The sequence below is a fragment of the Thermosporothrix sp. COM3 genome (assembly GCF_059696735.1).
This window is the reverse complement of the sequence record NZ_AP019376.1, coordinates 4,175,853-4,190,761: the sequence shown is the minus strand read 5'-3', so window position 1 is coordinate 4,190,761 and position 14,909 is coordinate 4,175,853. Positions and strand designations below refer to the sequence as shown.

The window sequence follows — 14,909 nt, the reverse complement described above, 5'->3', positions numbered from 1 at the left end:
AAGCGTTACCGCGTGGTCGGACCCTGAGCAAAGACGATCAGATGGTCATTGTACAGGGCCATAAGCTCCGCATACACGACCGGGAGCGGCAAAGAGAGCAGGGCTGCAATGCGCTGTATCGTGTTGGCACCGTTGACCAGAGCATAGATACTACGCGCCGTACGCGATAAATGCTGTAAGTATCCCGGCGGTATATTCTGGTAACGAACCGGTATAAGCATGCTTCGACTGTCGGGCTGTGATGGACTTGCTGGCAAGAGCGATCGGGCTGGTGAGTACTGGGCCGGGTATCTCTCCAGTGCAGGATTAGGGTTGCCCATAAAGGAGGACGCACGGTTTTTATCAGGAGTTGTGGCCTCTGTTAATTGCCAGGCAAAGACAATGCCTCTGATTTTTTGCAAGGCTTGCTGTCCATCAAAGAGCAGTTGCCCTTTGGGGTTTCTAATCCTGATCGTGACGATCTTTCCCATCTGGAGTTCTACAAGAATGGTTCCTTTACGGAGAGAACCAGAGAGCCCGCCTGTTGAAAGATCTGCTTCCAGGAATCCAGTAATCCGGCGGTTTTGCAAGACACTTATCAACGTCTCGATATCCAGGTTATACACATTCTCTGAATTCAGCCCCTACCTCTAGAGGCAGTAATGCTGATGCTCCTTTACTGTTTCCACAAAATATGATGTTGGTTCCAACGTTTCTAACCGATAAAGAAAATGTTTTTGTCCCAAATGGTTTTTCATGTGCTCTACGTAGTTATGATATTAGCATGTTAAGTAGAAAACTACAATAGTACCGGGTAAAAATGTTTATTTTACAGCTTTACTTTTATGATAGCACCCTGTTACAATTTCCAGAATAGAGTTTCTCTGCTCGTCTGGTTGCTTTTGCTGTTATTTATAGGATTGTGTGCTTCAGATTATCTACACTGCTTTCACCAATGCTGTCATCTCACTCTTTTCTTTTGATAACAGTGTTGCAGCAAAACAAGAATCGTAAATAGAGGAAACAGTATTTATGCAGCATGACTCGATATATCCTGTCTCTCCCGGGACGGAAACATCACGTCCGGTGATTCTGCGGGCACATGATGCTCGCTATAATGAGGCACGACGTGTCTGGAACGGCGCGTTTGATCGCTATCCCGCAGAAGTGCATCTTTGTCGGAGTACCGAGCAGGTGGCATGGTCTGTGTGCTCGGCTCGTCAGCGTGGGCTGGCGCTTGCTGTGCGTGCCGGTGGTCATAGTCCGGCTGGCTTTTCCGCGCTGGATGACGGTGTTGTGATTGATGTACGTGGACTCCAAAAGCTCGCTATTGATCCAGTGCGGCGTCTGGCTACAGTGGGAGCCGGGCTGATCTGGCGTCAATTTGATGCTGCGGCCCAGGAATATGGATTAGCCTGTACTGGTGGAGCCTTTTCAACTGTGGGCGTTGCTGGCTTCACGCTTGGTGGTGGTGTCGGCCAGTTGTTACGTTCCTGTGGTTTGGGCTGCGACAATCTGCTTTCCGCTGTCGTTGTGACTGCCGATGGTGAGATCAGACAGGCATCTCCCGATGCGGATGCAGAGCTGTATTGGGCATTACGCGGGGGCGCAGGCAATTTTGGCGTGGTGACTGAGCTGACCTATCGCTTGCACCCAGTCCGGGAGGTGACAGCGGGAATGCTGGTCTATCCACTGACCGAAGCAGTTGAGGTGATTCACGCGCTCCGCGAACGGACGGCTGTCGTCCCTGATGCGTTGACATGGCATATCGTCTTTGCCACTGCCCCGCTTGAAGGTGGACCCTTTCCAGAGGCACTGCGCGGGCAACCGGTGATTCTGATACAGCCTGCCTTCTTTGGGCCTCGTGAGGAGGCAGACATATGGCTTCGCCTGGTGCGCTCGATAGGTCGCCCTCGCGTGGATCTGGTGGCCCCGATCACTTATGTAGCGCTGCAACAAGGAGCCGATGCCACTGCCCCGGCAGGGATGAAGTGGGATATGCGCGCCGAGTGGTTGCAGGCGATTGACGATGCAACTATTGCTACGATTGTGGCGGCGATGGAGCAGACAACCTCACCTTTGAATCAGGTTGTTTTTCAACTGGTCGGGGGCGCACTGGCACGCACTCCCCTGGCCGAGACACCGTTTTCGTTTCGGCATGCAACTCATTTCATTGAGATTATTAGTGGAACCTTTCCCGATGATCCTGATTTTGAGCGCCATCAGATCTGGGGACAGCAGCTCTGGCAGCAAATGACGCGTTGGTCCGCTGGAGGAGGCTGTCTTAATCATCTGGGTATTGGCGAGGGCCCGGAGCGCGTGAAGGCTGCATTCCGGGCGGAGGCCTGGATGCGCCTGGTTGCGCTGAAGCGGCGCTATGATCCTGAGAACGTGTTTCGCTCTACTGCTCCTATTTCTCCTGACGGATGCTAGCATGAGAGCCCGAAGATGTCGGAGAGTATGGCAGGCCAGCGGGAGAGATCCCGGTGGTACTGCCACCTTTTGACATTCCCAGAAGAATAGGGTAATGTACGTCTGTTCAATAAAAATTCTGTGTGCGCGAAGGGGTCAGGGAAGGAATGACGACGCCCGCTCGAAAACAATACTTACGGATCAAAAGTCAATTTCCAGATGCCATTCTGATGTATCAGGTCGGGGATTTTTACGAGACCTTTGATGAAGATGCCCGAATTGCAGCCCGCGAACTACAAATTGTGCTGACCAGCCGCCAGTATGGAGGCGATGGTGAGCGTGTTCCGCTGGCCGGTATTCCACTACATGCGCTTGATAACTATGTCGGGAAACTGGTGCATCGCGGGTATAAAGTGGCCATTTGTCAGCAGGTCGGGGAAATTGGGAAGGGGGTTGTTGATCGTGAGGTGACGCGTATCCTGACTGCTGGCACGCTCTCGGAGCCCAACCTGCTACCAGCTCGTCAGAACAATTATATGGTAGCTATTGCTCCCGGGCGGGCCCATACCGGGCTTGCGGTGGTTGACGTCAGCACCGGGGAATTTCAGGTTACATGGTTTGAGACAGCCGAGATGCCTGTTGCGCTGGATGCTGAGCTACAGCGCCTTGACCCTGTCGAGTGCTTGCTTGCGGAGGGACATGAGAAGCAGTCCTATCACTTCCCGACAAAGACTGTCACCATTACGGCCTGTCCGCCTTCGTTCTTCCAGCCCGAAGCTGCCCGCGAACGACTATGTAAGCTCTTTGGCGTCCAGACGCTTGAAGCATATGGATGTGCTCATATATCGCAGGCCGTTGCAGCCGCAGGGGCGATTGTTGCCTATCTTGAGAAAATGAACGGCAACCTGCTTTCACTGCTGACCGGGCTCCGCTCTTATCGCACGACCAGCTATATGGCGCTTGATGCCCATACGCAGCGCAATCTGGAACTGTTGCAGGGAACTCGGAGCGGTACGCTTCATGGAAGCCTGTTAAGCGTGCTGGATCGCACTATTACGGCAATGGGAGCGCGGCAGTTGCGCAAGGTGATTACGCAGCCGCTGCTTGACCTCAGCCTGTTATCCGATCGCCTCAGCAGCGTTGAGGAGCTCTTTGAGAGCCCTGCTCTGCGGAGCCGTTTTACCATGTGCCTGCAGGCATTCAGCGATATGGAGCGGATCGCCGGGCGGGTTCGACAGGGCACGGCGGTTCGCAATGAGGTATTCGGACTGCGGGATAATCTGGCGCTGATCCCGCAGTTGCGCAGTCAGTTGCTTGGTTGCAATGCGACACTGCTTCAGCAGTTGGCCGAAGAGATGGACGAATGCGAAGATGTCGTCTCGCTGATTGATCGTGCGCTGATGCGTTCGGGTGAAGAGGATGAGGACGGAGACGATGGCCGGCTGATTCGTCCCGGCTATCACGCGGAGCTGGATGAGCTCTTTGCTTCGATCAAGGATTCGCGGCGCTGGATGGTAACACTTGAGATGCGCGAACGCGAGCGGACCGGCATTAAATCGCTGAAGGTAGGCTTCAACAAGGTCTTTGGTTACTACATCGAGGTGACAAAGGCCAATCTGAAGCTGGTGCCCGAAGATTACATGCGCAAGCAGACTCTTGTTAATGCCGAGCGCTTTATTACGCCCGAACTGAAAGAGCATGAGGCGCGTATCCTCACGGCCTTTGAGCGTATCGAGGAGATGGAGCGCAGCATCTATGCCGATGTGCTGCGTCAGATCAGCGTACAGTATAACCGTCTGATTGAGACCGCACGGGCTGTAGCCTGGGTAGATGTGCTACTCAGTTTTGCCGTGGTAGCTGCTCATCAGGGATATGTGCGCCCGGTACTGGAACAGGGGCACGGTCTGGAAATTGTTGAGGGGCGGCATCCCGTGGTTGAGGCCACGCTTGACGGAGATGTCTTTATTCCCAATGATACAGAACTCGATGCGGACAACGCGACACGAATTCTTCTGCTGACTGGGCCCAATATGGCCGGGAAATCGACCTATTTGCGTCAGGTCGCTTTGATTACCCTGATGGCACAGATCGGCTGCTTTGTGCCCGCTCGTTCAGCCAGGCTTGGCCTTGTTGATCGGATCTTTACCCGTGTGGGTGCGGAGGACGATATTGCTGCAGGGAAAAGCACCTTCATGGTGGAGATGGAAGAGACAGCGACTATCCTGCATCACGCCACACAGCACAGCCTGATTATTTTAGATGAGATCGGGCGTGGCACCAGTACCTATGATGGGCTGGCAATCGCACGGGCCGTGGTTGAGCATCTGCATGATGTGACGCAGGCTCGCACGCTTTTCGCGACGCACTATCACGAGCTTTCGGCGCTGGCAGATGAGCTTCCTCATCTTAAGGTGTATACGATGGCGATCAGCGAGGATGCCAATGGGATTGTGTTCCTGCATCGTGTAAGGCCCGGAAGCGCCGGGAGAAGCTATGGGGTCTATGTGGCTCGACTGGCTGGCATGCCGCTGAGCATTATTCGGCGAGCGGAAGAGGTACTCGGCCATCTTGAACAGCGGCCATCCCCTGTGCTCTCGCTGGATGCTCCCTCGACGAATGGGCGTCGGGTGAAGCAAGTCGCGGAGGCGCCGAGCCGATACGAGTGGCAGAGTGAGGAGGCTCGTGAGCTTGCGACGCGTCTTGAGCAGGGTGAGGATGTCGATCTTGATTTGCTCGATGTCTACGCGATCACGCCGCTAGACGCCCTGAATATATTGTTCCTCTGGCAAAAGAAGAGAAGTAAGCAGCATATTCGATGAGTCAGTATTCACAGCAACCGGAAATACCATCACGTTTGCCGTTAAGAACCCTGCCTGTTGAGGTCGCCGAGCGGATCGCCGCTGGAGAGGTGGTCGAACGCCCGGTCTCAGTCGTGAAGGAGTTGGTTGAAAACGCGCTCGATGCTGGCGCCCACGAGATTCGCGTTGAGGTTCGCGGCGGTGGCCTGAAACTGCTTCGTGTGACCGATGATGGATATGGGATTCCCGAAGATGAGCTTGAGCGGGTCTGCCTGCGTCATACGACCAGCAAGCTTGCCCGTTTTGAGGATCTCAGTCGTTTACAGACACTGGGGTTTCGGGGTGAAGCACTTGCCAGCATCGCGGCGGTCGCGGAAGTGCACCTGCTCAGCCGCACCATTGAGACGGAACGGGCAGGACTGATTGAGCCCGCGCTTGGTATCACGGTGCGTGGTGGAGAGATCGTCGAGCGTGGACGGCGGGCCCGTGTGCATGGAACGACGGTTACGGTACGCGATCTCTTTTACAATGTTCCTGCTCGTCTCAAGTTTATGCGTGGCGCACGGACTGAGAACGGGCATATCCTGCAACTGCTGCGACGCTATGCAATGGGCTATCCGGCAGTGCGCTTTCATCTGCAACTTGATGAGCATATTGCTCTGCAAACCAGCGGCTCCGGCGAACTGGCGCTAACGCTGGCGGAGCTCTATCAGTTGCCGCTGGCGGAGATGCTGCATCCGGTCCATGTCAGTGATGGACAGCATTACACGGTGAGCGGCTATGTGGGAAATCGGGCGCTGGCCCAGGCGAATCGCCAGTTTATCACGCTATTTGTCAATGGGAGATGGGTGCAGACGCGAGCGCTTCTCGATGCCCTTGAGAAGGGGTATCGTGGCTCTCTCTCAAAGGGAAAGCATCCGCTGATCTCTCTGTTTCTGACAGTTCCCCCTGATGAGGTGGATGTGAACGTGCATCCTGCCAAGACCGAGGTGCACTTGCAATACGAGGAAAGTATTCTTGCAGCGCTCACCCGGGCGGTACGCGGTGTGCTGGAAAAAAGCCCTGCTTTGCCAGAAGAGGTTCAGTTTCCGGGCCCATTGCTGGCGACACAGCGCAGCCTGCCTCTGCCGAAGCGGCGCGGTTTGCGTGTCAGCGAATCGGCTGAGGGCTACAATGTCTCGACGGCTCCCCGTGATGAGGCGGAAATCATTGCTCACTTGCGTCCGCTTGCACAGCTTCAGCAGGCGGTCATTCTGGCGGAGGCTCCTGATGGTAGCCTCTACCTGATCGATCAGCACAGGGCACATGAGCGTGTGCTGTATGAGCACCTGCGCAGCCGCTATACCGGGATTCGCTCCGAGGAGGAGGTGACAGATGCTCATATGCTGCTTGAGCCGGTGATTGTGGAAATGAAGCGTCATCAGGCCGAGCTCCTGGAAGAGCGTCTCCCGATGCTTCGTGGTCTGGGGATCGAGTGTGAACGTTTTGGTGGGCGTAGTTTCCTGGTCCGTTCGGTGCCAGTTAGTGAGGGCAATGAGCAGTTGATCCCGCATCTTCAGGAACTGGTGTCGCTGGCGGCGGAGGATGCTGACGACTGGGAGGCCCATCTTCTGATCAGTCTTGCCTGTCGTTCCGCGCTGCGTCGTGGCCGGGTGCTGGACCATGCCGCGCAGGCCTCCTTGCTCAAGGCGCTTGCGCAGGTGGCGGCTCCCGCTGTGTGTCCACATGGGAGCCCGGTTCTGTTACACTATAGTCGCTCGTTCTTGATCGATAAATTTGAGTGGTAGATCATGCGTGTGCCTGGCTGAAGCGCTGTATCGTGTCCAGAAGCTTCGTATAGTCTAGAGAGGCAAAATCGGTAGTATCGATCTCATACAGCGGGCCATCCAGTTCGAGAGGGGTGATCTTCCCCTGAAGCAAGCGGTCCTTGATCTGCTGGAAGATGAAGGGGTCCGCATGCCCTGGATGACGTTGTCCCTGTTGCCAGCGCTGCTGGAAGCGTTGCACCAGCACCGGGCCTTCGCTGTAGCAGAGTACCTGAAATGGCACGAACGGATAGCGTTGCCGCAGCGCCTCTAGCTCCTTTGAAGCCTTTTCTGACTCGAAGTTGCTCTCGATAATACAGGGTTGACCGACGCGCAAAAGGGAGCCTGTGATAGTGTACAGCAGCGCATAGATGGTGTTGTTGCGCTCCTCCCGCCGCTCCTGATCTTGATTGCTCCAACGCAGGTGCTCAAAGAAGAGCTCTTTGAGATTGTCTTTCGAGAAGAAGGGGAGCCGTAGATCTGCCGATAGACGCTCTCCCAGAGTTGTTTTACCGGTACAGGGATGGCCGGTGATAACGATCAATACTGTCATGCTCTAACGCCTCGCTACATAGAGTATCAGTTCTGCCAGGAGCAAGAAGAGCAGATCTAACCCGATCAGCACCAACAATGCGAAGTCGACATGAGCTGCGATCGAGGTTGCAAGCTGAAGCAGCAATGGATAATTGACGATATGGTTGAATTGCAGGTAGATGATGCCGACGATCAGGATCAGGGCCATACTTACTCCGAAGAGCAGCCAGCGGGCGCCGTACCAGTCCTGTCGGCTCGGCCAGAGTTCAGAAGTCACTGTCAGAATCAAGTAGGGAGTAATCAGCAGTGTCCACCAGGGCCAGTCGGGACGCCGCCATTGCAGATCCCATTGCGCGTTGAACGGGAAGTCCCAGAGTTGATAGCCAGTTGCTGCCCAGTAGAGGAAGGCAAACATCGCAATCCCGCCAAGCAGTGGTGCAACGCCACTGAAGCCATCTCCCACATAGCTCATGATTCGGCCTTGTGGGCGCACATATTGCACCTCACCCAGTTGCAGCGATTGTCTCCCCCGGCTCCTTACAACGCGTCCCTTCACCTTGCGCATTGGCATGGGCTTGACACGGAAGAGCGTAATGCTGGTAATGCGAAAGCCAAAGGGATAGAAGAGGAGCAACATGATCGCATGACTGAGCTCGTGTAGAATGACGCCAGGCGCATTGAACCAGAACCAGAGCAGTGGCCCACGCTCGCGCAACCAGTAGTAGCCAATCTCATCAATACGAAGACGTAATGCTTTACGGGAGACACGCAGCAAGGCAAAAAGGAGTAGCACACCTACAAGCGTGATCCAGGGCAGGTGTGGTTGAAGTTGTGCCAAGAAGTCTTTTCCTGAGTCCATAGCCCCCTGCATTCTTTCCTGATCCGTTTTTTAGTATTGTAGACGCTCAATCCGATGCCGTCAATGTATCCTCTTCTGTTCTAGAGTGATAACCTGCTTTTCTTGTTCCATTCCCTGCCGTTGATGATAAGCTTGTATAGCAGCGGCATGCTTTTTCTCATAATACAGACTCCAGGCTCCAAAGAGAATATGACAGACGGCAAGCAGATACAGCACGTTTTCAATGCCAAACGCGTCGGCAAAGCCACCCATAAACAAAATCACCGGGACGGTACAGGCACTGTAGAGCACAAGCTGAAGCGAGATCACGCGCCCCTTGAGCCGGTTCGGAGTCAACTCCTGCATCGCTGTCTGCGATGGGATATTCAGGAAGTCCAGCCCGAAGCCCGCCGCCAACAACAACAATGCGATCAAGCTGAAGACCAGCGGGTTAAAAGACCAGCCAGCAGGCTTGAGATACGGAGAGAGCCAGGCCGAGAGCGGGACAAGGGCACAGGCAATCGTTAAGATGATAGTTCCGGTGGTGATTGTACGCGAGTGCCCAAGTTTACGGAAGATACCCGGCGTCAGCAGCGAGCCAACAACCACACCGAGCGCTGCGGGAGCAAACACCAGTACCAGCGCGTTTTCTGGTAAATGCAGCAGGTTGGTTGTGATCTTGGTCGCCAGCTCGATAACTACAAAGAGCAGGACGCCTGCATACGAGAGCTGGATCACTGCCAGAAACAGCGGCTTATTTGTGCGTACAAACTGCCACCCCTGATACATCTCGTGCCAGATACTCCCGACTGCTCCAAGCGTCTGCGTGGTAATCTGGCCAGATTGGGTTGTGTACTTCCTGTCGACCTGGTTCTGTGGAATGAGCAGAATAAGACCGGCGCACAGCAAATAGAGGATCCCGATCAGGAAGTAGAGCTGAACGAAGGCATCTATTGTCAGATTGAACAGGTGAAACTCTGGTAAAAGCGTCAGCACAATCGAAGCGACTACATAGCCGATTGCCTGCGAGATCTGCATGGTGATGTTAAACAGCGAGAGTGCAGGCATTAACTCGCTTTTCCTGACAAGCTGCGGGATCGATGATGATTCGGCGGGAGCGAAGAACTGCCCGATCGTTGAAATAATAAAGGTAAGTATGTAGAGTGGGACAATGGATGTGTGATCGACAATAAGGACGACAATCATGAGCAGAGTGGCGATCCCACGCAGACAGTTGCTTCCCCAGAGGATTCGACGCCGTGATACGTGATCGACTACCACCCCGGCAGGTGCGCCGAACAGGACGGCAGGGAGCACGAAACTGATGATGGCAAGGCCGACAAGCGTCGTTGATTGTGATACTTTATTGATTAAGACCAGAAATGCATAGTTTGCGGCGTTGAAGATCATCTGGGAGATGATTTGTGCTAGCCAGAGATAGAGAAAGTTCCTGTTCCTGAGAACAGGTAGGAACCCCCCGCCTGGATTGGCTGCTGCCATAGAAACGTTTCTCCTTACTACCAGCGATATGGGCCCCAGGTTCTAAGAGGCAGGGCTGAGATGCGGAGGAGGCCAGCTGTTATACCTCCGCATTGGAATCGGTTTGTGATAATGGTGGCAATTTTTGTTTGACGCGCCGCTCAACCTCGGAGCGAGGAAGCAGAACGCGCCGTCCGCATGTCTCACAGCGCAGACCGATATCGGCTCCCAGGCGCACAACTTCCCAATCGTAGCCACCACAGGGATGCGGTTTGCGCAAACGCAGACGATCTCTCAATTCAAGCTGTAATGGTTGCATATAACAGTACCTTTAGGTGCCAGAAACGGCTTACTCTTGATAGAGACGCTGTACATGAATATACTGTTCTACAGGGTCTGGAACCTGATATCTGATCGGGCGGTGCTGCCTGACACGCTCCCGCAATTCTGTTGCTGAGATATCCAGCAGCGGAGCATGAACCAGCAAGAGCCGCTGTTTCAGCCCCGGGACTCGCGCTTCGATTCGGTCCAGGCGCTCCTGTGAGTCTGGATCTTCATTATAGCCGGGACGTCCAACGGCCACAAGGGCAGTCAGGTGGCGCAGAATTTCCTGGGGAGTGTGCCATGTGTGGAACTCTTCCAGGCTGTCCCAACCAACAACAAAATACAGCTCTTTTTCCGGGCCCCACAGCTCTCGTAAGCGTTGCAGTGTCAACGCCAGATAGGAGGGTCCGGTATTCTCGATTTCTATTCGCGAGCAGGCGAACGCTGGATTAGAAGCGATTGCCAGTTCAACCATTGCCAGACGGTGGTTGGCTGGTGTCACCTCTTTACCATGCTTATGCGGTGGCTGTCCGGCAGGGATAAAAACCATCGTATCAAGATTGAGCGTGACGCGAACCTCTTCTGCTATGGCAAGGTGCGCGTAGTGGATCGGATCAAAGGTACCACCTATTAAACCTATACGTTGTTGTGCCGCCAATGGTTGGAACTCGGCCACAAGCACACACCTCCTCAAGGCTTTCTCCGTTGCTATTGTTGCTATATATTGCCAGCTAATTCGGTGACCGTCAACTCCGCTGTAGGCAGGGCTTCATGCAGCGCGTTCATTGCATCTGTAACTGTTTCCGGTTGCTCCGGGCTGATCCAGAAACGCACGTTCAGGGTCACTTTCTCCTCAACGTAGCTGTTGAAGAGCACCTGTGGCTCTACATGACTCAGGATAGTGACAATGTTCTTCAACTCTCGCTTGATGGTGGCGTGTGTCTCTTCTTTCTGGTAGTCCTCACGTTTCAATGTTACTGCAATGGTTGCGCGGCGCTCTCCATAATAGGAGGCGTTTGTAACAACGCTGTGGAAAAGCAGGGTATTGGGGACCATAACCTCTTCTCCGCTGAGAAGACGAAGACGGGTCGCACGAAGCTGGATATCTTCGACGTGGCCGGTGTAGGTGATGCCTGCGTTGGTGATAGATACAATGTTGCCAATGTAAAAAGGGCGCTCAAGCAGGATATAGAAGCCTGCGACCAGATCTTTCAGGATATCCTGAAGCGAAACGGTCAAGGCGACGGTAATCGCGCCAAGCATTGTGACCGGCATAGTCAGCGGCACGCGCCAGAGGGAGAGTATCCAGAAGAGCACAATGACCAGTGTGATCACATAGATGATGCGTCCGATCAGGGTGCGGATGTTGATGTCAATTCGATTCTCGCCAAGTCCACGAATGGTCGCTTTATTTAGTGTACGGGCGACGCCAAGTCCGAAGGTGACTGAGATAATCGAGACGACCAGGTTCGAGATCAGACTGACAAGGTCAATGTTGGGGGCATGGCTCAAGATCTGTTTCCACCAGTCGGCTGCTCCATTCACGCTCAGGCTAAGGATAAATGGCGACGTGGCGAATACGATCAGGAGCGGAGGCAGCACAATCAGGATGCCGAGCGTTTGCACCAGCCAGTTATCAAGTATGGTGTTTTTGAGGCGTGCAAGGAGCTTACGCCGAAAATACAGGCCAACCAGCAGCCCGGCCAGGGTGAGAATGATGAATAGTGCTATGCCAATTGTCTTGCTGAGCATATCATCCGTTCCCCATAGAATAAGTCCCGAAAGAAGAACCATTCGGCTAATGAGACCACCCTTCTACGAAATCTGACACAGAGTTATTCTTGTGATATTGCGCGTATTATATCATATGGATCAGATCGAAAACGCTTTGCCAGTTCATCAGGAGCCACGTTAGAACCCGTTTCAACAAGATGACATCCAGCGGCTAAGAGCCCGACGACCTCTTCTGCTGTTGCCCCTTCTGCGCGCAAAGGTCCCAGCCCCATACTCCTATCTCGCTTCGAGAGGCGCTTTCCGCTGGCATCACGAATTAGCGGCACATGGGCAAACTTCGGTATCGGGAAGCCAAGCAGTTGAAACAGCAGGATCTGGCGGGCTGTCGATGAAAGCAGATCATCGCCACGCACTATCTGATTAATCCTCATCAAGCCATCATCCACCACGACCGCGAATTGATAGGCGAAGATGCCATCCGAGCGACAGAGAATAAAATCTCCCACCTCCTGTTGTACGTTCTGAGTGATGGTTCCGGCAAGCTGATCGGTAAAGGTGATCGTGGCATCATCGGGGACGCGGAGCCGCAAAGAGGGACGGCGCATCCGTGCTTTCTCGCTGCGCTGTTTCGCTGTCAGATAGCGACAGGTGCCGGGATAGACTGGGCCATCCCCTGCCCCCTGTTGCGGTGCGCTGGCCGCATGCGCGATCTCGGCTCGACTGCAATAGCAGGGATAGACCAGCCCGGCCTTTTCGAGAGTACGCAGATAGTGTTGATAGATGTCCAGCCGCTCACTTTGCGTATAGGGTACATGCGGGCCGCCACAATCCGGCCCCTCGTCCCAATCAAGTCCGAGCCAACGAAGATCGTCAATCATCTGTTCGGTTGCTCCCGGGCGAACCCGCGGACGGTCAAGATCTTCGATCCTGAGAACAAAGCGTCCGTTATGGCTACGGGCAAAGAGCCAGGCCAGCAAGGCTGTCCGTAGATTGCCCATATGCAGTGCTCCGGTCGGGCTCGGAGCGTAACGGCCTCGTACTATTTCAGACATTGCTCCGACCAGGGACAACAGACACCCGCAGGATCGGTGCAGATGGTCTCAGTTGTGTGGATACCGAATTTTTCGAGGAGTTCAGCAAGCGTGCAGAGTGGGAGCCCGACAACGTTCAGATAACAGCCGTTAATGCGCTCGGTTGGCTGAAACTCCGGGTTCTGAATGCCATAGGCCCCGGCCTTATCCATCGGATCGCCTGAGGCGATATAGGCGTCAATCTCTTCGTCGGTATAGGAACGCATCAGGACCGGTGTGCTACGGCTTGCGCCATACAGCGTCAGTTCACCGTTGATTTTCCTGCTGACCACCACACCGGTTACAACGCGGTGCCAGCGCCCGCGTTGTGAACGGAGCAGCTCACGGGCATGTTCCTCATCGCGAGGCTTGCCCAGGATCTCATCATCGAGCAACACGGTTGTATCGGCGGTCACGACAATGCGGTTCTCGGCTTCGGGAAGGGTCGATGTTGCCAGCGCCTTGTGTGCGGCGGTCCATTGAGCCAGGCCTTCTGCGGGGCCGTGGTAATGCTGCTGTACCTGATCTTCGTCAATTGGTGCGACGGCCACGGTGAATGGCAGGTGCAGCCGGGTGAGAATCTGCCTCCGCCGGGGTGAAGCGGAGGCTAATAACAATGCTTCCTGGGTCTCAGTCATAAAGCTCTCTCCAATACTGCCACGCTTTCGATGTGCGCTGTCTGAGGAAACATATCAAGCGGCTGCACAGAGCGCAGACGGTATGTTGCATGCTGGTTACAGAGAATATGAAGATCGCGTGCCTGGGTTGAGGGATCGCATGAGACGTACACGATTCGCGCAACCGGATGCTGAATCAGCGCTTCCAGAACACTTGGCTGGCAGCCCGCACGCGGCGGATCGATCACAAAGCCGTCAAGCTCAGCCGCCAGTTTAGGCAGGAGATCTTCGACTTTTCCCTGCATAATATCGACGTTGGTCGTCTCACGCAGGTTCCAGCGGGCATCTTTGATCGCGCTTGCAGATTCCTCAATGGCTATGACGCGCCCGAAGTGGCGAGAAAGAAGCAAGGCAAAGGTGCCCACACCACAGTAGGCATCGACGACGGTGAGCCTGCGTGGGTCTTCGCGATAGTCGTCGTGTGTCAGCAGACCATCGAGCACCATCTGTGCCATTTTCTCCGCCTGCGCCGTATTCGTCTGGAAGAAGGAGCTCGGGCGAATGCGGAAGACCTGACCGGCAAGCTTCTCTTCAATCGTCTCGGTGCGTACATCAATGCCAGCCGCAAGCAGATCCAGTGCTACTTCAGGCGACTGCTCTGGTTGCAGAATCATCTGGCCGGTCGCGGTGCCATAGCGCATCAGCACCTGTGGGCGCGGATTATGATGTTGGGCCACGATGCTCAGGGCACGGTTGATCTGCGGGTGCGCAATCGGGCACTCGACGATTGGCAGCAGGCGGCGTGTATGGCGCTCGGTCAGGCCGGGTTTTCCTTCTCCATAGACCGAGAAGCGCATATGGTTGCGATAGTTCCACGGGTTATCACACGGCACCGTTGGCAGGAGGGGCGGATTCTCAAAGCCGCCAACCTCCCGGAGCAACTGTCCAACAACCTCGCGCTTCCATTCGGTTTGTGCCTCATACTTCATATGCTGAAGCTGGCAGCCGCCGCAGGTTCCAAACACTGGACAACGAGCCTGTACGCGCAAAGGTGAGGCCTCGTGAATTTCGGTGATCCAGACACGGGGCGGGCGTGGCTTCCAGCGACGACGACGCTTGCGTGCAGGCGGCGCGGATGGCTCCTCGACCGCGATAGTGACGCGTTCGCCGGGCAGACCAGCAGGAACGTGCAAGGTCACGGTCTCGGTGGTGCCATCCTCACGCTGTTGTGTAATCTCTGCTGTGGCGTCTCCCTCACGGACAAGAGCGCCGAGCGTAACGGTATGATAGTGAATTTGGCGTTCTTCTTGTGTCATCAT

General features: G+C 54.8%; 13 protein-coding genes. 3 read left to right on the top strand and 10 right to left on the bottom strand.

The annotated features are described in order from the left end of the window. Positions 1-5 precede the first annotated feature (5 nt). Entirely contained in the window at positions 6-605 is a 600-nt protein-coding gene (locus KTH_RS17740; RefSeq protein WP_497620276.1) for a hypothetical protein, read from the bottom strand. A 406-nt stretch (positions 606-1,011) separates the two neighbouring features. On the opposite strand from KTH_RS17740, the gene KTH_RS17735 reads away from it, so the two are divergent. The 3 genes from KTH_RS17735 to mutL all read left to right on the top strand — a co-directional run bounded on the left by KTH_RS17735 (position 1,012) and on the right by mutL (position 6,976). Then, positions 1,012-2,412 carry an FAD-binding oxidoreductase gene (locus tag KTH_RS17735; protein WP_497620274.1) on the top strand — a complete coding sequence of 467 codons (1,401 nt, stop codon included), beginning with the start codon at positions 1,012-1,014 and terminating at the stop codon, positions 2,410-2,412. A gap of 146 nt (positions 2,413-2,558) precedes the next feature. Beyond that, complete coding sequence (gene mutS / locus KTH_RS17730) at positions 2,559-5,210, top strand: DNA mismatch repair protein MutS (RefSeq protein ID WP_497620273.1); 2,652 nt, start codon at positions 2,559-2,561, stop codon at positions 5,208-5,210. Beyond that, the gene (gene mutL, locus KTH_RS17725) at positions 5,207-6,976 is read left to right on the top strand and encodes a DNA mismatch repair endonuclease MutL (RefSeq protein WP_497620271.1); all 1,770 of its coding nucleotides are present in this window, start codon (positions 5,207-5,209) and stop codon (positions 6,974-6,976) included. Before mutS ends, mutL begins: the two co-directional genes overlap by 4 nt. Before the next feature lies 1 nt (position 6,977). Here the strand turns inward: mutL and KTH_RS17720 are convergent, their stop codons facing one another. The 9 genes from KTH_RS17720 to KTH_RS17680 all read right to left on the bottom strand — a co-directional run bounded on the left by KTH_RS17720 (position 6,978) and on the right by KTH_RS17680 (position 14,909). Next, positions 6,978-7,547, bottom strand: a complete 570-nt coding sequence (locus KTH_RS17720; RefSeq protein ID WP_111318524.1) for a P-loop nucleotide/nucleoside kinase family protein — start codon at positions 7,545-7,547, stop codon at positions 6,978-6,980. A 3-nt stretch (positions 7,548-7,550) separates the two neighbouring features. Continuing rightward, positions 7,551-8,366, bottom strand: a complete 816-nt coding sequence (locus KTH_RS17715; RefSeq protein ID WP_137686099.1) for a hypothetical protein — start codon at positions 8,364-8,366, stop codon at positions 7,551-7,553. A gap of 81 nt (positions 8,367-8,447) precedes the next feature. After that, complete coding sequence (locus KTH_RS17710) at positions 8,448-9,866, bottom strand: MFS transporter (protein WP_497620268.1); 1,419 nt, start codon at positions 9,864-9,866, stop codon at positions 8,448-8,450. A gap of 79 nt (positions 9,867-9,945) precedes the next feature. Continuing rightward, the gene (locus tag KTH_RS17705) at positions 9,946-10,164 is read right to left on the bottom strand and encodes a DUF951 domain-containing protein (protein ID WP_111318518.1); all 219 of its coding nucleotides are present in this window, start codon (positions 10,162-10,164) and stop codon (positions 9,946-9,948) included. Positions 10,165-10,194: 30 nt separating this feature from the next. Beyond that, positions 10,195-10,845: a nicotinate-nucleotide adenylyltransferase gene (gene nadD, locus KTH_RS17700; protein ID WP_211325999.1), complete on the bottom strand. Its 651-nt coding sequence runs from the start codon at positions 10,843-10,845 to the stop codon at positions 10,195-10,197. 41 nt (positions 10,846-10,886) lie between these two features. Continuing rightward, on the bottom strand, positions 10,887-11,921 hold the full coding sequence (locus KTH_RS17695) for a mechanosensitive ion channel family protein (protein ID WP_170142300.1): 1,035 nt from the start codon (positions 11,919-11,921) through the stop codon (positions 10,887-10,889). Positions 11,922-12,004: 83 nt separating this feature from the next. Then, complete coding sequence (gluQRS, locus tag KTH_RS17690) at positions 12,005-12,955, bottom strand: tRNA glutamyl-Q(34) synthetase GluQRS (protein WP_111318514.1); 951 nt, start codon at positions 12,953-12,955, stop codon at positions 12,005-12,007. Continuing rightward, positions 12,943-13,611: a Maf family protein gene (locus KTH_RS17685; RefSeq protein WP_497620264.1), complete on the bottom strand. Its 669-nt coding sequence runs from the start codon at positions 13,609-13,611 to the stop codon at positions 12,943-12,945. The genes gluQRS and KTH_RS17685 overlap by 13 nt, the downstream gene beginning before the upstream one ends. Continuing rightward, positions 13,608-14,909: a class I SAM-dependent RNA methyltransferase gene (locus KTH_RS17680; RefSeq protein WP_497620262.1), complete on the bottom strand. Its 1,302-nt coding sequence runs from the start codon at positions 14,907-14,909 to the stop codon at positions 13,608-13,610. The genes KTH_RS17685 and KTH_RS17680 overlap by 4 nt, the downstream gene beginning before the upstream one ends.

Bases quoted from the DNA above. Each gene is read 5' to 3' on its own strand.
- mutL (WP_497620271.1), top strand. From the start codon at position 5,207: ATGAGTCAGTATTCACAGCAACCGGAAATACCATCACGTTTGCCGTTA.
- KTH_RS17735 (WP_497620274.1), top strand. From the start codon at position 1,012: ATGCAGCATGACTCGATATATCCTGTCTCTCCCGGGACGGAAACATCA.
- KTH_RS17695 (WP_170142300.1), bottom strand. From the start codon at position 11,921: ATGCTCAGCAAGACAATTGGCATAGCACTATTCATCATTCTCACCCTG.
- KTH_RS17680 (WP_497620262.1), bottom strand. From the start codon at position 14,909: ATGATGACACAAGAAGAACGCCAAATTCACTATCATACCGTTACGCTC.
- KTH_RS17685 (WP_497620264.1), bottom strand. From the start codon at position 13,611: ATGACTGAGACCCAGGAAGCATTGTTATTAGCCTCCGCTTCACCCCGG.
- KTH_RS17705 (WP_111318518.1), bottom strand. From the start codon at position 10,164: ATGCAACCATTACAGCTTGAATTGAGAGATCGTCTGCGTTTGCGCAAA.
- mutS (WP_497620273.1), top strand. From the start codon at position 2,559: ATGACGACGCCCGCTCGAAAACAATACTTACGGATCAAAAGTCAATTT.
- KTH_RS17720 (WP_111318524.1), bottom strand. From the start codon at position 7,547: ATGACAGTATTGATCGTTATCACCGGCCATCCCTGTACCGGTAAAACA.
- KTH_RS17710 (WP_497620268.1), bottom strand. From the start codon at position 9,866: ATGGCAGCAGCCAATCCAGGCGGGGGGTTCCTACCTGTTCTCAGGAAC.
- gluQRS (WP_111318514.1), bottom strand. From the start codon at position 12,955: ATGTCTGAAATAGTACGAGGCCGTTACGCTCCGAGCCCGACCGGAGCA.